The sequence below is a fragment of the Natronoarchaeum mannanilyticum genome (genome assembly GCF_039522665.1).
In the GTDB taxonomy this organism is placed as follows: Archaea; Halobacteriota; Halobacteria; order Halobacteriales; family Natronoarchaeaceae; genus Natronoarchaeum; species Natronoarchaeum mannanilyticum.
On record NZ_BAAADV010000003.1, the window covers coordinates 141,335 to 158,189 of the forward strand.

The window sequence follows — 16,855 nt, forward strand, 5'->3', positions numbered from 1 at the left end:
TCGCGCGTTACGCTCGCTCGTCGAGGTACTCCGCCGCGATTTTCGCGCCGCTGCTGGCGCCGATCCGCTCGGCGCCGGCGTCGAGCAGCTCCCGGGCGCGCTCGTAGCTCCCGATCCCGCCGCTGGCTTTCACGGGGCGGTACTCCGCGAGCAGTTCTACGTCGTGGACGGTCGCGCCGCCCGAGATGGCCGGGTCAGCAGGCTCGGCGAACCCGGTCGCTGTCTTGAGGTAGTCGGCGTCCGCCTCGACGGCCAGTTCTGCGATCCGTCGGAGTTCGGCGTCGTCGAGCAGCGGCGCCTCGACGATCACCTTCACCGGCGCGGCGACGGCGGCGACGATCTCCGCGAGCTCCTCGCGCACGGCGTCGTCCTCGCCGGCGCGCAGGCGGCCGACGTTCGCCACTACGTCTACCTCGTCCGCGCCGGCGCGCACGGCGTCGACCGCGGTCTCGACCTTGATCCCGGTCGGCTCCTGGCCGTGGGGAAATCCCGCGACGGTGACGAGCCGTACGTCGGACGCGTATTCGGCGGCTTCGGGGACGTAACACGACGGTATACAGGCGTTCGTGCCGTACTCCGCGGCCTCGTCGAGCACTCGCCGGACGTCCGCGGGCGTCGTCTCGGGCCCGAGCACGGTGTGGTCGATGCGCTCGGGGAAGTCGGCGTACTCCATGGAGCCGTCGAGAGCGGCCAGCGAGAAAAACCCGCAGGTCGAGGGCGACCGAGGCGTCCCGCGCCGGCCCGATATGTTTTATCACGCTAGTCCGTACCACATCGCATGCCGGACGACGAGCCCGCCGTCGATGCCGACGACGGCTCGGCCGATCGCGCCGATACCGATCCAGCCTGTCGCGCCGACGCCGAGTCGGACGACCGCGCCGACGCCGATCCGGCCCTGCACCCCGACGTCGAGGCGACGGCGGCGGCGATCGCCGAGATGGAGATCCGCGGTGCGGTCGCGATCGCGGACGCCGCGGCGGCGGCGCTGGCGACCCAGGCCGAGGCGAGCGACGCCGAGACGACGGACGGGCTCCGCGAGGAGCTACGCGCCGCAGCCCGCCGACTCCACGACACCCGACCGACGGCGGTGAGCCTGCCGAACGCGCTCCGGTACGTGTTCAAGGATCTCGAGGCGACCACCGCAGCTAGCGGCAGTCGCGGCGCGGACGAGCTCCGCGCGACGGTCGTCGACCGCGCGGCGGAGTTCCGGAAGTCGGTCGCGGCGGCCCAGTCGAAGCTCGGCCGCATCGGCGCCAACCGGCTCCGGGACGGCGACACCGTCATGACGCACTGTCACTCGACGGACGCGCTGGCCTGCGTCGAGGGCGCGATCGAGGACGGCAAGGAGATCGAAGCGGTCGTCAAGGAGACCCGCCCGCGCAAGCAGGGCCACATCACCGCCCGACAGCTCCGTGAGTGGAACGTTCCCGTGACACTGATCGTCGACAGCGCGGCGCGACGCCACCTCAGCAGAGTCGATCACGTCATCGTCGGCGCCGACAGCATCGCCGCCGACGGGTCGGTGATCAACAAGGTCGGCACGAGCGGGCTGGCGGTCGTCGCTCGCGAGCAGGGCGTCCCCGTGATGGTCGCCGCGGCGACGGTCAAGCTCCACCCCGAGACGCTGACCGGCCACACCGTCGAGATCGAGCGTCGCGCCGAGAGCGAAGTGCTCGCCGACGAGGAGCGGGCGGCTATCGTCGACGCCGACGAGCGCGGAGAGGTCGACGAGGACTTCGCCGTCGACAACCCCGCGTTCGACGTGACGCCGCCGCGGTTCGTCGACGCCATCGTCACCGAGCGGGGCCAGTTCCCGCCCGAGAGCGTCGTGACGCTGATGCGCGAGCTGTTCGGCGAGGACGTCGCTGCGCCGTGGACCCGGTAGCGCCGTGAGTGCGATCACGCGCGGCCAACATGGCTTGCCGCTGCAAGTTTTCTATCTGGTGTTCGCCAGTAATTAAAGCGCACCCAACCGGAAGGTTTTCACCCTTGCCGTTCGCGTACGTCAGATATGGTCTTACCGGAAGGGCTGGCGATACCGCCGCTGCCGTACGCGATCGGACTCGTCGTGGGGGTGATCGGCGTCGTCGGACTCGTCCACCTTCTCCGACCGCCGGTGACGAACTGGACGGTCGTCGCGCTGTCGCCGTGGATGGCGATCGGCGGCGTCCTCCACGGGCTCGAGCGACTGGGGACGTTCCCCGGCGCGGTCGAGCCGCTGTTCGGCGCGCCCGCGGTGTACGCGACGATGGCGATCGTCACCGGACTGGCGTGGGCGTTCGCCGGCGTCTCGGCCGAGATCCGTACCCACGGCTCGACCGACCGGACGCTCGGGACGATCGGCACGGCGGTGCTGATCACCTTCGCGGTGTTCTCGGTGTACCAGGGGATCAACAACGGGACGCTCTCGCCGTTCTGGCCGGTGATCGCCATCGTCGTTTCGGGCGTCGTGACGGCGGTAGCGTGGCTGTTCGTGAGCCTCGCGTTCACCGAGTCGGCCTCGGTCACCGGCGCGACGGGCGTCGTCGTGATCGCCGCCCACGCGATCGACGGCGTCTCGACGGCGATCGGCTACGACGTGATCGCGGGCGTCGCCGAGCGGACGCCGCTCTCGCGGCTCATCCTGGAAGCGGGGGCCGCGCTGCCGACCGCGGAGCTGATGGGCGCGGGCTGGCTGTTCGTGTTCGTCAAGCTGTTCATCGCGGGCGCCGTCGTCGTGCTGTTCCGCGAGTACGTCGAGGAAGAGCCGACGCAGGCCCGCATGATTCTGGCGCTGGTCGCGGCAGTCGGACTCGGCCCCGGGATCCAGAATCTGCTGGTGTTCGCGATCGGGGGATTCTAGGGCCCGACAGCGTTTTCTCTCGGCGCACTCAGTTTCGAACAGACCGCATGGCGCGCGTTCTCACCGCCGGCCACGTCAACTGGGACGTGACGCTGGCGCTCGATCGGCTCCCCCGTCCCGACGGGGAATCCCTCGTCACGGCGCAGTACCGCTCGGGCGGCGGGAGCGCCGCCAACGTGGCGGTCGCGCTGGCCGGACTCGACGTCGAAACGAGCGTGATCGGCAGCGTCGGCGACGACGAGAACGGGCTACTCGTCCGCCGGGAACTGGACGACGCCGGCGTCGGCATCGACGGGCTCGCGACGGTCGCGGACGCCGTGACGTCGGTGAAGTACCTGCTGATCGCCGACGACGGCGAGGTGGCCATGCTGGGCAACGACGGCGTCAACGAGGCGGTCGGTCCCGAGGACGTCGACTCCGAACGCGTCCGAAGCGTCGATCACCTCCACCTCACGAGCCAGCGCCCCGAAACCGCCGCCAGACTCGCCGAAATCGCGGCCGACGCCGGCGTCCCGGTGAGCTTCGATCCCGGCCGCCGGCTGCCCGATCGGGACTTCTCGCGGACGTTCGAGCTCGCCGACCTGGTGTTCTGTAACGATCGCGAGGCCGCCGCCGTCGCCGACCTGGCCGAGTCGCTGGCGGCCGACTGCACGGTGGTCGTCAAGCGCGGCGCCGACGGCGCCGCGGCGCTGGACGCCGAGGAGACCTGGCACCACGCCGGCTTCGGCGTCGACCCGGTCGACACCAGCGGGGCGGGGGACGCCTTCGCGGCGGGCTTTCTGGCGGCCCGGCTCGACGACGCCGATCGCGAGCGGGCGCTCACGGTCGGCAACGCCTGCGGCGCGCTCGCGGCCGAGCGAACGGGCGCGCGGACCGACCTCTCGTGGGGCGAGGTCGAGGACGTGCTCGGAGAGTAAGTCGGACTGCAAGCGCGCGTTTTTTCTCCCGCATGGACGAACAGGTTCCCATGGCGAAACAACCGCACCTGCTGGTCGAACCGGGAGATCTCGAAGACGTCGCGCTGCTGCCGGGCGATCCCGGACGCGTCGACCGGATCGCCGGTCACTGCGACAGCTCCGAGGTCGTCGCCGAGAACCGCGAGTACAAGGTCGTCAACGCCGAGTACGACGGGACGCCGCTGACGATCTGCTCGACGGGGATCGGCTCGCCCTCCGCCGCCATCGCGGTCGAGGAGTTGGCCGCGGTCGGCGTCGACGCCGTGCTCCGGGTCGGCACCACGGGGGCGCTCCAGTCGGGCATCGAGATCGGCGACATGGTCGTCGCGACCGGCGCCGCCAAGGACGAGGGAACGACGGGGCGCTACGAGTCCGACACCTACCCCGCGGTCCCGGACTACGAGGTGCTCTCGGGGCTGGTCGACGCCGCGGAGGCCAACGACGAGGACGTCCACGTCGGGCCGGTCGCCACCGACGACGCGTTCTACGCCGAGACCGACGAGTACGTCGAGGCCTGGGAGTCGGCCGGCGTGCTCGCCGTCGAGATGGAGGCCGCCGCGATCTTCACGCTCGCGCGCCGGAAGGGCCTGCGCTCGGGCGCGATCTGCACGGTCGACGGCAACCTCGTCGAGGGGACCCAGAAGGGCGAGACCGACGACGACGAGCTACCCGAGAAGGCGAAGAACAACGTCGAGCGGGCGATCGACATCGCGCTCGACGCCGCGGCGTCGCTCTGAGGCGCCGCCGTCCGAGGCGAGTTGCGCTACGGCGTCGAGACGCCGATTCGGACACGGGGCGCGAAAACGACGCTAGAAGACGTACTCGTCGTCGTGGCCCATCATCCCGTCGTCCTCGAATCCCGCATCCTCGTCGTCCATCGGGCCGCTGGTCTTGTACGCCTTCAGCCCCGTCGAGAGGAGTTCCTCGACGGCTTCTTCGCGGGTTACGAACTCGTCCTGTTCGACCATCTGCGCGATCTGCATCTCGAGCTGCTCGGGGACCGTGATCTCGACGTTCGCCATCTGACAGCTATGGTTTCGGGGAAGGGGTATTTAAGCGTTGGTGCGAACTCGGACGACGATATCGCGGTCGACCGGGGCGGGCAGCCGACGCGAAGCCGAACACGGTAGGGGGTGTGAAAGTCCCGCACGGCGACGGGGTGCCATCGAAGCGCTTATTGGCGCACTCGCCGTTTTCCACCGTAGTAACCATGGCAGAGAAACCGGCCTCGATGTACCGGAATATCGATAAGCCGCCCTACACCCGCAAGGAGTTCATGGGCGGCATCCCCGGCTCGAAGATCGCACAGCACCAGATGGGCGACCTCCAATCGGACCCCGAGGACTATCCCGTCCAGATCAGCCTCGTCACCGAGGAGGAGGTCCAGCTCCGCCACGGCTCGCTGGAGGCCTCCCGGCTGTCGGCGAACCGCCACCTCATCAAGGAACTCGGCGAGGGCAACTACAAGATGATCCTCCGCAAGTTCCCCCACCACGTCATCCGGGAGAACAAGCAGGCGACCGGCGCCGGTGCGGACCGCGTTTCCGACGGGATGCGCCAGGCGTTCGGCAAGATCGTCGGCACCGCCGCCCGCATCCCCGAGGGCGACCGCATCTTCACCGCCTACTGCACCGTCGAGCAGGCCTCCGTCGTCAAAGAAGCCTTCCGCCGGTCGTACAACAAGCTCTCCCCGCCGTGTCGCATCGTCGTCGAGCGCGGCGAGGACAAGCTCGTCTCCTGAGGCCGGTCGGCGCCGCTCGTTTTTCCGCAGTTGGTACTCGCACCGACGTCGTTCACCAGACCGTTCCGCGCCGTCCGCCACGACCGACCGCGACGCGCTGCTCGCGACGCAAGTTTACGGCAAGTATTACTCGCTATCCGGAAAGTACCGGACGGCGCGGACGTAAAATGGAGTCTTACCAACGCGAACGCCCAGTAATGGTTCTCATTACTATGGGTATCACCCGCGATGCAAGCAGTATGTCAGTGCTCGACCGGTTGCTCGGAGCCGAAACGGGCGCGGATCAGTCGGTGGTCTGCGAGTGTCGACGGTGCGGCACGTCCGTGGAGCCGACCGTCGTCGTCTGTCCCGAGTGCGGCGCCCGCGACGTCGTTCGCTACGAAATATAGTCCTCAATCCGCCTGGACGCCGAGCGCGCGCTGGAGTTCCGTCGCGCCGGCGCGGGAGGACTCCGGCCCGCGCGCCGTTATCAGGTCACCGTCGACGGTGACGCTCTCCTCGGCGTCGAGTTCAGCGTCCCACTCGGCGCCGACCGCTTTCACCTCGTCCTCGACGTAGTAGGGGAGCTTCCGGCCGTCGGGCATGTTGTCGTTCTCGTCGACGATGTCCTCCTCCCAGTCGTTGGGGAAGCCGGTGATCTCCCGGCCGTCGACGAGGATGTCGCCGTCGCTGTCCCGCGTGAAGGCGAGGATGCCGACCGCGTGGCAGACGACCATCGCCTTGCCGTCGTCGCCCTCGACGGCCTCGCGCAGCAGCGCGCGGGCGTGGTGATCCTGGTTGACGTCCCACTCGGTGCCGTGGCCGCCGGGGAACACGACGGCGTCGTAGTTGTCCGCCGACGCCTTCGCGATCGGCATCGGGTTCGCCATGCGCTCGTCGTTCCTGTGGACGTCCTTGACGCGCTCGGCGGTCTCCTCGCCGACCGTGTCGGGGTCGACCGATCGGTCGTCGACGACCGGCTCGCCGCCGCTCGGCGTCGCGACGTCGATGTCGACCCCGGCGTCGGACAGCAGTTCCAGCGGCGTCACGCATTCTTCGCCCCAGTACCCCTCCTCGCTGACGACGAACAGAGCGGATGTCATCACCGTACGGTACGGCGAGCGATTCAATAAATGGCCGTCACCGCCCGGTCGCTGGCCGCGGCCGACGCACCCAAAAGGATCGGATCGCGGGACGCCGCGTCGCACGGCAAATTCGGGATACGGCGGCCGCCTGCCGACGCGGTCACCGGACCCGCAAGGCGACCGCCAGACAGGCGACGCCGACGGCGAGTAACGCGGCGCCGACGAGCAGGAACTGCGCGACGGCCGCGGCGCCGCCGGCGGCGAGACTCGCGACCCCGGCCGCACCGGCGACGGGCGCGAGAACCCGCCGCCGGGCTTCCTCCGCGGCGATCTCTCGAAGTTCGGCGTCGTCGCGCGGCTCCGCCCGGTCGTCGGCCGCCGCGGCGAGGTCGCGCACGTTCTCGATCTCGGCGTCGAGCGACGACGTCGCCTCTCGAGCCTCCGACGCCGTCTCCCGGGCTTCCGACGCGTCGTCCCGCGCGGATTCAGCCGTCGCTTCGACCCCGTCGACGTCCGTTCTGACTGCATCCACGTCTTCCCGCACCGCACCGAGGTCCTCGCGGACGGCCGCCAGCGCCTCGGCGTCGGCGGCACCGTCGAGCGCGGACTCGGCGGCGTCGATCCGCCCTTCGAGGTCGTCGACGGTCGTCTCCAGCGCGGCGACCGTCTCGTCGAGGTCGCCGAGCGCGTCGATCCGCTCGTCGTGATCGTCGACCCGCTCCGCGAGACCGTCGGTCCGCTCGATCAGCTCGTCGACGCGTCCCTCGACCGCGTCGAGCCGCGATGCGGCGTCCTCCACCGACTCACGGAGCGCGTCGTCGTTTTCAGCATCGTCGACGTCGTCGGCCAGTTCGTCTACCTCGTCGGCGACGTCGTCGACGCGCGCGCTAACCGTCGCCAGGTCGCTCCGTAGCTCCGCCACCGCAGCCGCGTCGGCGAGGTCGTCGAGATCGTCCGACAGCGACGCCGTCCGGCCTCGGACCGTTTCGACGGTCTCGTCGAGCGTCGCGACCTCGTCCTCGATCGACTCGACGGTCCCGCCGATCGCGTCGACGTCCTCGTCGATCGTTTCGACGTCGTTCTCGACGTTCTCGACCGACGCTTCCTGTTCGTCGACGCGCTCGCCTAGAGCGTCCAGGCGGTCGGTCGCGGCCGCGAGATCCTCGGCGAGCTCGTCGCTCGCCGCGTCCTCGCCCCCGATCCGATCGGCCAGGCTCTCGACGTCGGCCGACAGCTCGTCCACGCGGGTCGAGAGGTCGTCGAGATCGGACTCGACGTCGTCGACGGCTTCCGAGCGCGCCGTGACGTCCGCGAGATCGTCGACGCGCTCGGTCAGCGCGTCGACCCGATCGCCGTCTCTGGCGGAGACGTCCGTTTCACGAGCGTCGGCGAGCTCGTCCACGCGACCCGAGAGCTCTGCAATTTCGGATTCGAGGTCGTCGACCGCCGCGCGAAGCTCGGTGTTCACGTCCGCGGCGGCGGACGAATCGGCCGAAACAGACGGCGAGGAACCGGAATCGCCGTCATCGTCCGCCCCGGTCTCGCCGCCTTCACCTCCGGTCGCGCCGTCGCCGAAGTCCGTGATCGTCGCCTCCGACCTGTCGGCGCCGGCCGGCGCCGCGACGTCGTCGGACGCCGCGGGCTCCTCCGCAGGCAAGGTCGACGCCGCAGCCAGCGCCGGCTCGAACGCGGCGTCGTCGAGCGCGCGGTCGGGCGTCGCCGCGTCGGCGTCGCGCTCGGTCGCGGCGACGAGCGCGCCGCGGGCGGCCGCAGTGCGGGGATCGTCGGCGACCGCGACGTCGCCGAACTCGAACGGCAGATCGATGTCCGCGAGCGCGTCGGCCAGCGCGGGCGCGACGCCGTCGGGAACTGCAGCGTCGCCGGCGACCGCGACCGGCAGCGGACCGTCGCGATCGATGGCGTCCGCCGGGAGATTCCGGGCGAGCTGCTCGGCGACGTACGAGAGCAGGTTCTCGTAGTACACCGAGAGCACGCCGCCGACGCCGTCGCTGCTGGGGTGTTCGAGGTCGAACGCGTCGCGCTCGGCCGCGACGTTTTCGATCGGCCGGTCGGTCGCCTCGGCGACCTGCTCGTCGATCCAGCGCCCGCCGCGGGCGAGGCCGACGCGGGCGACCGGGGCGCCCCGATCGAGCAGGACGGCGTCGGTGGTGCCCGCGCCGAGCGCGATCGCCAGGCCCGTGTACTCCTCGCCGGCGAGTGCGGCGTAGCCGACCGCGGTCGCCCGGTCGATCGGCGCGGGATCGTAGCCGAGAGCGGTCAGCCGGTCGTCCAGCGTCCGCCGGTGATAGAGCGCGTCTCCGCCGGCGTCGACGGGATCGGGGGGCACGGCGTAGCCGATCGGCTCGCCCTCGTCCTCGGGACTGCCCGCCACCTGGGCGACGAGCAGTTCGAGCAGGTCCGCACCAGCCTCCCGATCGCCAGTCAGGATTCCCGAGGGCAGGAGTTCCTCGGTCGTCGCGTTGAACATGTCCGCGAAGTCCGCGGCGGCGTCGCCGACGGCGAACGCGCTGTCGCCGCGCTCGACGTACTCGGCGTCGGCGCTCGAAAGCATCTCCAGCACCATCTCGTCGGTCGGGAGTTCCACGTACGCGGCGCGCTCCGCGTCGGTCGCGCCATCGCGCGCCACGACCGCGTGGCGCGCATCCACGTCGAGTCCGGTTGCCATCTGTTACCGCAGACTACTGTGGCCGGGTGTAATGGTTGTTGTGCCGGTCGCGGGCGCGAGCGTCGCTGGGCTCCCGGAAGCGAACGTCGCTGGGCTCCGGGGGAGAATCAGCCCTCGGGATCGATCCGACGCCGCGCGGTGTCGAACTTCCCTTGCGTGTCGGTGACGCGCAACTCGACAGACAATCCCTCCGCACTCTCCTCCTCCAGCCGGTACTCGATCTCGCGGCCGACCCCGTAGGCGTCGCCGATCGACCAGTCGAACGCGGCGATGGCGCCGTCGACGACGCGCGAGGGGCCGGCGTCGAAGCGAACGACGTCCCCGACCGCAGGGCTCTCGGGGTCGTACGCGAAGCGGGCGAGCGGGCGATCCGTCCGGGACGCCGCGAGGCGGTACTCGTAGTCGCTCTCCTGATCGGGATAGCGACGCACCGAAACGTCGACCCAGCGCCGCTCGCCGGCGTCGAGGCCGACGACGTCCGAGTACGTCTCGAACACCTCTCCCTCCGCTTCGCCCGTGGTCCACGCGAGGTCGACGGCCACCTCGACGTGGCCCCCGTCGCCGCCGTTCTCGACGCGGACGCGCATCGTCGCTTCGCCCTCGACGGCCTCGGTCAGTTCTCTATCGAGAACCTCGACGCCGGTCGACTCGGAGTCCGTACAGCCGGCGATCCCGGCGGTCGCCGCGGCCGAAGCGGCCGCGAGCAGGGAGCGGCGGCGCATGACGGAGTTACCTTCCTCCCAAGTATCATAAGTGTTCTGTCGAATTCCGGCAGTCGTGTCCGCTACCGACCGAACGTCGATTCTCAGTCTCCGGACGGCTCGGCCTCGACGGCGGTGACGATGCCGAACAGGGCGGTGCGAACGTCTCGAACGTCGAGTCCGGCCGCCGCCACGTGGTCGAGGGGCTCCTGCGTCAGCCGGCAGCCCATCGACTCGTAGTGGGCGTCGGCCCGCCAGTCCTGGAGCCGGCCGATCGGTTCGACGTCGCTGCGGCCGTGTTCCAGCAGGAGGATCTGCCCGCTCGGCTTACAAACCCGGTCCATCTCGCGCAGCGCGGCGACCGGGTCGGGGAAGGTGCAGGTCGACAGCGACGAGATCACGGTATCGAAGCTGTCGGCCTCGAACGCCAGCGCCTGGGCGTCCATCTCGTGCAGTTCGCCGTCCAGGTCGAGTCCGTCGAGTTGCTGGCGTGCGCCCGCCAGCATCTCCGGACTGACGTCGATCCCGACGAGGTCGACATCCGGCGGGAGGTACGGGAAGTTCACGCCCGTCCCGCAGGCGACGTCGAGCACGCGGCCCGAGGCCTGCGAGAAGAGCGGCTCGCGGTACCGACCCGTGACCAGGCGATCGAGCCAGTCGAGGCGGGCGAACCAGCTCGCGCGATCGGCGTAGGTGTCGCGGATCTCGTCGGTCGACATCGGGCGGCCGTCGCCGGGGGCGTCCGGGCTACCGGCGGGGTCGGACGCGTCGGGGGTCGCTGAATCGCTCATCGTGGTTCGTCGTAGTACGCCCGGACGAATTAATACCGTAGCCGAACTTCAGCGCGTGAAGCGCCGGATCGGCGTCCCGCCCCGGCCGCGGAGCGATGGCGTCTCGATCCAACCGCGGAACGAGGGCGTCCCGCTCCGAGGTGCCGCGGCCGCGCCGACGCCGCCACGGCGTCCAGATTCGCCCCGCGGGGCCGACCGCTGCCGTTTTACGGACTCGTCGGCTACGAATCGCCAATGAGCAAGCCGAGTCCGGAAGTCTACGAGGAGGGGAAGGGGATGGACGCCCACAACAAGGTGATGCGGGAGATCCGCTCCGAAAAGGACGCCACCTACGACCCCCACGAGCCGACGCGCGTGTGGATCGACGAGGACAACACGCCCGACGGCGTCTACCAGAGCCTGACGATCATCCTCAACACGGGCGGCTGTCGGTGGGCCCGCGCCGGCGGCTGCACGATGTGTGGCTACGTCGCCGAGTCCGTCGAGGGCGGCAGCGTCGCCCACGACGCGATGATGGACCAGATCGACGTCTGTCTCGACCACGAGGCGGAGAACGCCGACGAGAAATCGGGGCTCATCAAGATCTACACCAGCGGCTCGTTCCTCGACGAGCGGGAGGTCGCCGCCGAGACGCGGCAGGCCATCGCCGAGACGTTCGGCGACCGCGAGCGGATCGTCGTCGAGAGCCTGCCCGACTTCGTCGAGCGCGAGAAGATCGAGGATTTCACCGAGCAGGGCCTGGAGACCGACGTCGCGGTCGGCCTGGAGACCGCGACCGACCGCGTGCGCCACGACTGCGTCAACAAGTACTTCGACTACGAGCAGTTCGTCGAGGCCAGCGAGGAGGCCGACGCGGCCGGCGCGGGGATCAAGGCGTACCTCCTGATGAAGCCGCCGTTCCTCTCCGAGCAGGAGGCGATCGACGACATGATCAGCTCGATCGAGCGCTGCGCCGAGCACGCCCACACCGTCTCGATGAACCCCTGTAACGTCCAGCGCTACACGATGGTCGACGAGCTACACTTCCGGGACGGCTACCGCCCGCCGTGGCTCTGGAGCGTCGCTCACGTGTTAGAAGAGACCGCCGACGTCGACGCCATCGTCGTCTCCGATCCCGTCGGCCACGGCAGCGACCGGGGCCCGCACAACTGCGGCGAGTGCGACGACCGCGTCCAGCGGGCGATCAAGGACTTCGACCTCCGGCAGGACCCCTCGGTGTTCGAGCAGGTCACCTGTGACTGTGAACACACGTGGGAGGCCGTCCGCGAGCGCGAGACGACGTTCAACCTCCCGCTGGCGCGCTGAGAAGACGGCGTCGCCGAGACGGTGGCGGACGCCACCGACGTAGACGCCGGACGACCCCACCGAAGTAGACGACAAACGGAGCGTAGCAACCCTCTTCTTCTCGGTATGTGGCTCGTACTAATGAGCACGTACGCTCCAGCGTCGGACACAGCGCGGCGCGACGCCGCCGCGAGATGCCATGGACGGAACTGACGGGAACCAGCCCTCGCCGGTCGACCCGGGGGAGACCGAACTGGTGTATCGCTCCGACGGACGGATAGAGCTGCGAGTGCAGGACGCCGCGGGGCAGTGGATCACGACGGACTCGCCGGTCGAGGTTCGGCGCTGATCGGTGGCGGCCGGATAGGGACACCGGGCGGTCCCGCTCAGGTGGGGTGCTGCTCGACGCGCGCCCGCGGCACCTCCAGAACGACCCGCGTGCCGCCGGAGGGCGCCTCCTCGAAGGAGAGTTCGCCGCCGGACTGGGTGACCACCCAGTTGACCAGCCACAGGCCGAGGCCGCTCGCGTGACGCAGCTGGGTGATTTCGCGGTCCTCCGCGAGCAACTCGCGTTCCTCTGCGGGAATGCCGGGTCCGTCGTCGGTGACGGCGATCCGGACCCGCTCGGCGCGCTCGTCGACCGAGATGTCGACCGACGGGCGGTCGCCGTCGTTGTGGACGATCGCGTTCTCGACGACGTGGTAGATCGCCGTCCTGAGCATGCTGTCCGCGAGCGCGTCGGCGCGGTCGGGGAGCGAGGTCGTCACGTCGACGTCGTCGAACTCCTCGCCGACGCGGTCGACGATCGACTCGACCGCGGCGACGACGTCGACCGATCCCGGCTCGGCGTCGTCGCGGTCGAGCGTCCGCTCGACCGTGCGGGTCTTCTCGGCGAGCGCGATCAGTTCGTCCGCGCGCTCCTGGATCGTCGCCGCGTACTCCGAGCCCTCCTCGACCATCGCGTCGAGCATCTCCGCGCAGCCTTTCACGATGTTCATCCCGTTGCGGAGGTCGTGGCGCAGCACCCGGTTGAGCACCTCGACGCGCTGTCGCTGGCGGTTGCGCTCGGTGACGTCGGTGTAGACGCCGTAGGTCGTCGTACCGTCGACGTCGACCGGAACGACCGTCAGCACGAAGTCCCTGAGGCCGGAGGCGGTCTGGCGCTTCACTTCCGTCTCGACGAGTTCGCCGTCCGCGCCGCGCGCGCCGAGCTCCGCCGCCCGGTCGCGGTTCTCCGGGGGGACGATGTGCTGGTTGATCGGTTCGCCCCGGAGCTGCTCGGCGTCGAAGCCGAACACGCGCTCGAACGCCGGGTTGACGTCGATGACGGTCGATTGCCCGTCACTCTGGCGGACGCTGGCGACCGGGTCCGGGACGTTCTCGAACAGCGCGGCGAATCGATCGCGCTCCTCGCGGAGCTCGCTCTCGAACCGGACCCGCTCGACGGCGTTCGCGACGTGTGAGAGCAGCAGCTCGGCGATCTCGGCGTCTTCCGCGTCGAACGACCCGACGTCGTCGGTCGCGACCTGGAACACGCCGGCGTCGCCGACGGGCACCGAGAGCAGCGATCGGATCGCCCCCGCGTCGTCGCCGCGCTCGCGGCGGTCGTCGATCACCAGCGTCTCGCCGTCGCGGCGCGTCCGGTCGTACGCGCGCCGATCGAGCCGACCGTCCGCGCCGACGGCGCCGTCGATCGGCGAGCCGTCGGCCACGAACGCGCTCGTCGTCTCGCCGTCGATCGTCCGGATCGTGCAGGCGTCGACGCCGAACACGTCGCGGGCGGCGTCGACGGCCAGATCGAAGATCGTCCCCACCGAGCGGCTCTCCTCCAGTTGCGTCGCGACGCGGTGGACGCTCTCGATCTTGCGCTTTCGCTCGCGGAGCGCCCGCTCCATTCGCTTTCGCTCGCTAATGTCTCTGACTGTGCCGACGCTGCCCGTGAACTCCTCGCCCGGCAGCAAGGACATGTTGACCTCACAGGGGATCCGCTCGCCGTCCTCGGCGACGATCGTCACCTCGTAGGACTCGACGTCGGCCTCGTCGGCGGCGAGCAACCGCTCGAGTCGTCGTTCGCCGCGCTCGATGTCCTCGTCGCGCATGATCTTCGAGACGTGCGCTCCCAGCAGCTCGTCCCGGTCGTACCCCGTCATCTCGGCGACGGCGTCGTTGATCTCAGTGTAGTACCCCTGCTCGTCGAGCGCGTACAGCCCGTCGCCGACGGCGTCGAGCAGCCGCTCGCGGCGTTCGAGTTCGTGCTTGCGCTCGGCTCGTTCGAGCGCCGTCTCCGCGGCGGCGCCGACGACCGTCGCCAGATACCTGTCCGTCTCGTCGAAAGCATCGGTGTCGGAGCTGGCAAAGGAAAGCACCCCGTGATCGCCCAGCGGCTGGACGAGCAGGCTCGCCGCGTCGACGCCCTCGAACTCGCCCGCGTCCTCGTAGACGACCTGCTGGCCGACGTCGAACGCGCGCCAGAGCGGCCCCTCGTCGCGCAACAGCGACTCGACCGTCCCGGCGTCCCAGCCGTCCGCCGCGCTGGCGACGGGCACGAGCGCGTCGGCGTCCTCGTCGTGGAGCCGGAACGCCGCGAGCGGGTAGTGCAACACGTCCGCCGCGGCGTCCGTGACGATCTCGGCGACGTCCCGCCGGGAGTTCGCGCCGATCAGGTCCCGGGACATCTCCTGGAGCGTCTCCAGGGCGGCGACGCGCTGGGTGCGGTCGGTGACGTCGCGAACGAACGACAGCGCGCCGACGACCTCGCCGCTCTCGTCGGTCAGCGGCGTGTTGTGCCACTCGCAGGTGATCCGGTCGCCCGACGCCGTGACGTTCTCGTTGACGATGTGAGTGACCCGTCCGTCGCCGATCAGGCCGTCCCAGATATCGCCGACGGCGTCGCGCTCGTCCTCGGGGACGATCAGGTCCGGACCGGGGCGTCCCATCGCGTTCTCGGCGGTGTAGCCGAACAGCTCCTCCGCCGCGGGGTTCCAGTTGGCGACCGTGAACTCGGTCGTCCACTCGATGAGAGCCAGCGGCGACTGCTTGATCAGCAGCGAGAGACGGTTGCGCTCGGCGACCGCGGTATCGCTCGCCGCTTCCCTCGCCGAGTCGTCGAGTACGCCCCGAATGCGATCGACCAGCTCCGCGTCGGCATCGCGCCGCGGGACGTACCCCGCCGCGCCGGCCGCCAGCGCCCGCCCGGCGAGCGACTCGTCGCCCGTGGCCGGACAGAGCAACACCGGGACGCCCGCACCCTCGAGCCGGTCGAGCAACGACAGGCCGTCGGGCCCCGGCGGGTCGTGGGCCGCGACGACGGCGTCGATCCCGTCCGCCTCGACCGCGGCGACGGTATCGTCGGCGTCCGACGCCGTCGCTACCGCGTAGCCCGCTCGCCGGAGCGGGCCCGCCAGCTGCGATAGCACGTCCTGATCCTCTGCCGCGCAGAGGATCGTGATAGCCTCTGACATGAGACGAATCGGCCGGTTCGTCACCACCCACGAACCAGCCCGACTTTAATCTTGGCAGAATATATAAACGAGGATATAAAAAGAATTCCGGCAGTTCCGGCGACGCGATCCGGGGGTGTCCCGTCGGCGCCACTCGCCACGATTCCGCACCGCGTCGTCGGCGCTACTCCGCCGCGAAACCCCGGAGGACGCCCTGCCCGTCGGTTCGACCGACGTCCGGCAGCGTCGCGCGCTCGGGGTGTGGCATCAGCACGGCGACGTGTTCGCGCTCGCCGAGGATGCCCGCGACGTTGTCCTTCGAGCCGTTAGGATTGGCAGCCTCGGTCGCTTCGCCGTCGGCGTCGCAGTAGCGGAACAGGACCCGATCCTCCTCGCGGAGCGTCTCCAGGCGGTCGTCGGTGATCTCGAAGCGGCCCTCGCCGTGGGCGATCGGCACCTCGATCACCTCGCCTTCCTCGTAGGCCGCGGTCCAGGGCGTGTCGGCGTTCTCGACGCGCAGGTGGACGTGCTCGCACTGGAAGCGGGCGCTCCGGTTGGTCGTGAACGCGCCGTCGGTCAGCCCGGACTCCGAACCGATCTGGGCGCCGTTGCAGACGCCCAGCACGGGCACGCCGTCCTCGGCGGCCGCCCGCACCTCGTCCATGATCGGCGAGCGGGCCGCCATCGCGCCGGCGCGGAGGTAATCGCCGTACGAAAAGCCGCCGGGCAGCATCACGCCCGTCGTGTCTTCGGGGAGACCGTCCTCGTGCCAGACGATCTCGGCGTCGACGTCCAGATGGTCGAGGGCGCGCTCGGCGTCCCGGTCGCAGTTCGATCCGCCGAACCTGATGATCGAGACCGTCATTCCTTATCGCTCCTCGACCTCGACGTCGTAGTCGTGGATCGTCGGGTTCGCGAGCAGCCGCTCGGCCATCTCCTCGACGCGCTCGGCGGCGGCCTCTTTCGAGTCGGCCTCAAGGTCGATCTCGAACCGGTCGGCCGAGCGCAGCGACTCCAGCTCGAAGCCCAGCCGCTCGAGCGCGCGCTGGGTCGTCTCGGCTTCCGGGTCGAGCACGCCCGTCTTCAGGCGCACGGTGACCGTGGCGGTGTAGGCAGTCATCGCCAGTAGTTGGGAGACCGTGCGCAAAAACGTTTGTGACTTCGCGCCCGTATGCACGTACGTGGGTATCGACGCGGCCGCCGCGGCGCCGCGCGCCGACGCATCGGCGACGGACGACGACCGCCGCTCGGCGTGGTATCGAATTGCACGCGCGACAGACCGGCGAAAACAAGCCTTTTACCCGCCGCCGATCAGACATAGCCTGATGACGGACACCGATCCCGCGCGGA

17 protein-coding genes are annotated in these 16,855 nt (G+C 69.9%); 8 read left to right on the top strand and 9 right to left on the bottom strand.

Translation table 11 applies throughout. The annotated features are described in order from the left end of the window. Positions 1 to 7 precede the first annotated feature (7 nt). Positions 8 to 673, bottom strand: a complete 666-nt coding sequence (gene deoC / locus ABDZ81_RS09185; protein WP_343773663.1) for a deoxyribose-phosphate aldolase — start codon at positions 671 to 673, stop codon at positions 8 to 10. A gap of 105 nt (positions 674 to 778) precedes the next feature. Between deoC and ABDZ81_RS09190 the strand changes: the two genes are divergently transcribed. The 4 genes from ABDZ81_RS09190 to ABDZ81_RS09205 all read left to right on the top strand — a co-directional run bounded on the left by ABDZ81_RS09190 (position 779) and on the right by ABDZ81_RS09205 (position 4,535). Beyond that, complete coding sequence (locus ABDZ81_RS09190; RefSeq protein WP_343773664.1) at positions 779 to 1,885, top strand: ribose 1,5-bisphosphate isomerase; 1,107 nt, start codon at positions 779 to 781, stop codon at positions 1,883 to 1,885. Between the two features lie 126 nt (positions 1,886 to 2,011). Beyond that, positions 2,012 to 2,842, top strand: a complete 831-nt coding sequence (locus tag ABDZ81_RS09195) for a DUF63 family protein (RefSeq protein ID WP_343773665.1) — start codon at positions 2,012 to 2,014, stop codon at positions 2,840 to 2,842. A 47-nt stretch (positions 2,843 to 2,889) separates the two neighbouring features. Then, entirely contained in the window at positions 2,890 to 3,759 is an 870-nt protein-coding gene (locus tag ABDZ81_RS09200; protein ID WP_343773666.1) for an ATP-dependent ribose-1-phosphate kinase, read from the top strand. Positions 3,760 to 3,809: 50 nt separating this feature from the next. After that, positions 3,810 to 4,535, top strand: a complete 726-nt coding sequence (locus tag ABDZ81_RS09205) for a guanosine phosphorylase (protein ID WP_343773667.1) — start codon at positions 3,810 to 3,812, stop codon at positions 4,533 to 4,535. 72 nt (positions 4,536 to 4,607) lie between these two features. Here ABDZ81_RS09205 and ABDZ81_RS09210 read toward each other — a convergent pair whose 3' ends face one another. Further along, complete coding sequence (locus ABDZ81_RS09210; protein WP_343773668.1) at positions 4,608 to 4,820, bottom strand: DUF7120 family protein; 213 nt, start codon at positions 4,818 to 4,820, stop codon at positions 4,608 to 4,610. Between the two features lie 188 nt (positions 4,821 to 5,008). Between ABDZ81_RS09210 and ABDZ81_RS09215 the strand changes: the two genes are divergently transcribed. Both ABDZ81_RS09215 and ABDZ81_RS09220 read left to right on the top strand, forming a co-directional pair. Next, positions 5,009 to 5,539, top strand: coding sequence for a 50S ribosomal protein L16 (locus ABDZ81_RS09215; protein ID WP_343772726.1), 531 nt, complete (start codon positions 5,009 to 5,011; stop codon positions 5,537 to 5,539). 239 nt (positions 5,540 to 5,778) lie between these two features. Further along, a complete protein-coding gene (locus ABDZ81_RS09220; protein WP_343773669.1) occupies positions 5,779 to 5,928 on the top strand; it encodes a zinc-ribbon domain-containing protein in 150 nt (49 codons plus the stop codon). Positions 5,929 to 5,931: 3 nt separating this feature from the next. On the opposite strand, the gene ABDZ81_RS09225 is transcribed toward ABDZ81_RS09220, so the two are convergent. The 4 genes from ABDZ81_RS09225 to ABDZ81_RS09240 all read right to left on the bottom strand — a co-directional run bounded on the left by ABDZ81_RS09225 (position 5,932) and on the right by ABDZ81_RS09240 (position 10,781). Next, on the bottom strand, positions 5,932 to 6,621 hold the full coding sequence (locus ABDZ81_RS09225) for a type 1 glutamine amidotransferase domain-containing protein (protein WP_343773670.1): 690 nt from the start codon (positions 6,619 to 6,621) through the stop codon (positions 5,932 to 5,934). Positions 6,622 to 6,763: 142 nt separating this feature from the next. Further along, positions 6,764 to 9,289 (bottom strand): disk-shape morphogenesis protein volactin, encoded by a 2,526-nt coding sequence (locus ABDZ81_RS09230; RefSeq protein WP_343773671.1) that lies wholly within the window; start codon positions 9,287 to 9,289, stop codon positions 6,764 to 6,766. A gap of 107 nt (positions 9,290 to 9,396) precedes the next feature. Beyond that, entirely contained in the window at positions 9,397 to 10,011 is a 615-nt protein-coding gene (locus ABDZ81_RS09235) for a hypothetical protein (protein ID WP_343773672.1), read from the bottom strand. 83 nt (positions 10,012 to 10,094) lie between these two features. Then, a complete protein-coding gene (locus tag ABDZ81_RS09240; protein WP_343773673.1) occupies positions 10,095 to 10,781 on the bottom strand; it encodes a class I SAM-dependent methyltransferase in 687 nt (228 codons plus the stop codon). A 234-nt stretch (positions 10,782 to 11,015) separates the two neighbouring features. Between ABDZ81_RS09240 and ABDZ81_RS09245 the strand changes: the two genes are divergently transcribed. Together ABDZ81_RS09245 and ABDZ81_RS09250 are read left to right on the top strand one after the other, a co-directional pair. Further along, entirely contained in the window at positions 11,016 to 12,086 is a 1,071-nt protein-coding gene (locus tag ABDZ81_RS09245) for an archaeosine biosynthesis radical SAM protein RaSEA (RefSeq protein ID WP_343773674.1), read from the top strand. A 178-nt stretch (positions 12,087 to 12,264) separates the two neighbouring features. Continuing rightward, entirely contained in the window at positions 12,265 to 12,414 is a 150-nt protein-coding gene (locus ABDZ81_RS09250) for a hypothetical protein (protein WP_343773675.1), read from the top strand. 37 nt (positions 12,415 to 12,451) lie between these two features. On the opposite strand, the gene ABDZ81_RS09255 is transcribed toward ABDZ81_RS09250, so the two are convergent. From ABDZ81_RS09255 to purS, 3 genes are all read right to left on the bottom strand, one after another. Beyond that, on the bottom strand, positions 12,452 to 15,526 hold the full coding sequence (locus ABDZ81_RS09255) for a PAS domain S-box protein (RefSeq protein WP_343773676.1): 3,075 nt from the start codon (positions 15,524 to 15,526) through the stop codon (positions 12,452 to 12,454). Positions 15,527 to 15,689: 163 nt separating this feature from the next. Then, entirely contained in the window at positions 15,690 to 16,370 is a 681-nt protein-coding gene (gene purQ / locus ABDZ81_RS09260) for a phosphoribosylformylglycinamidine synthase I (RefSeq protein ID WP_343773677.1), read from the bottom strand. A 3-nt stretch (positions 16,371 to 16,373) separates the two neighbouring features. Next, entirely contained in the window at positions 16,374 to 16,625 is a 252-nt protein-coding gene (gene purS / locus ABDZ81_RS09265; RefSeq protein WP_343773678.1) for a phosphoribosylformylglycinamidine synthase subunit PurS, read from the bottom strand. Between the last annotated feature and the right edge of the window lie 230 nt (positions 16,626 to 16,855).

Excerpts from the sequence above, each read along its gene's own strand:
- ABDZ81_RS09215 (WP_343772726.1), top strand. The coding sequence starts at position 5,009 with ATGGCAGAGAAACCGGCCTCGATGTACCGGAATATCGATAAGCCGCCC.
- ABDZ81_RS09255 (WP_343773676.1), bottom strand. The coding sequence starts at position 15,526 with ATGTCAGAGGCTATCACGATCCTCTGCGCGGCAGAGGATCAGGACGTG.
- purQ (WP_343773677.1), bottom strand. The coding sequence starts at position 16,370 with ATGACGGTCTCGATCATCAGGTTCGGCGGATCGAACTGCGACCGGGAC.
- ABDZ81_RS09235 (WP_343773672.1), bottom strand. The coding sequence starts at position 10,011 with ATGCGCCGCCGCTCCCTGCTCGCGGCCGCTTCGGCCGCGGCGACCGCC.
- ABDZ81_RS09245 (WP_343773674.1), top strand. The coding sequence starts at position 11,016 with ATGAGCAAGCCGAGTCCGGAAGTCTACGAGGAGGGGAAGGGGATGGAC.
- deoC (WP_343773663.1), bottom strand. The coding sequence starts at position 673 with ATGGAGTACGCCGACTTCCCCGAGCGCATCGACCACACCGTGCTCGGG.
- ABDZ81_RS09230 (WP_343773671.1), bottom strand. The coding sequence starts at position 9,289 with ATGGCAACCGGACTCGACGTGGATGCGCGCCACGCGGTCGTGGCGCGC.
- ABDZ81_RS09195 (WP_343773665.1), top strand. The coding sequence starts at position 2,012 with ATGGTCTTACCGGAAGGGCTGGCGATACCGCCGCTGCCGTACGCGATC.
- ABDZ81_RS09190 (WP_343773664.1), top strand. The coding sequence starts at position 779 with ATGCCGGACGACGAGCCCGCCGTCGATGCCGACGACGGCTCGGCCGAT.
- ABDZ81_RS09220 (WP_343773669.1), top strand. The coding sequence starts at position 5,779 with ATGTCAGTGCTCGACCGGTTGCTCGGAGCCGAAACGGGCGCGGATCAG.
- ABDZ81_RS09250 (WP_343773675.1), top strand. The coding sequence starts at position 12,265 with ATGGACGGAACTGACGGGAACCAGCCCTCGCCGGTCGACCCGGGGGAG.
- ABDZ81_RS09210 (WP_343773668.1), bottom strand. The coding sequence starts at position 4,820 with ATGGCGAACGTCGAGATCACGGTCCCCGAGCAGCTCGAGATGCAGATC.
- purS (WP_343773678.1), bottom strand. The coding sequence starts at position 16,625 with ATGACTGCCTACACCGCCACGGTCACCGTGCGCCTGAAGACGGGCGTG.
- ABDZ81_RS09240 (WP_343773673.1), bottom strand. The coding sequence starts at position 10,781 with ATGAGCGATTCAGCGACCCCCGACGCGTCCGACCCCGCCGGTAGCCCG.
- ABDZ81_RS09200 (WP_343773666.1), top strand. The coding sequence starts at position 2,890 with ATGGCGCGCGTTCTCACCGCCGGCCACGTCAACTGGGACGTGACGCTG.
- ABDZ81_RS09205 (WP_343773667.1), top strand. The coding sequence starts at position 3,810 with ATGGCGAAACAACCGCACCTGCTGGTCGAACCGGGAGATCTCGAAGAC.
- ABDZ81_RS09225 (WP_343773670.1), bottom strand. The coding sequence starts at position 6,621 with ATGACATCCGCTCTGTTCGTCGTCAGCGAGGAGGGGTACTGGGGCGAA.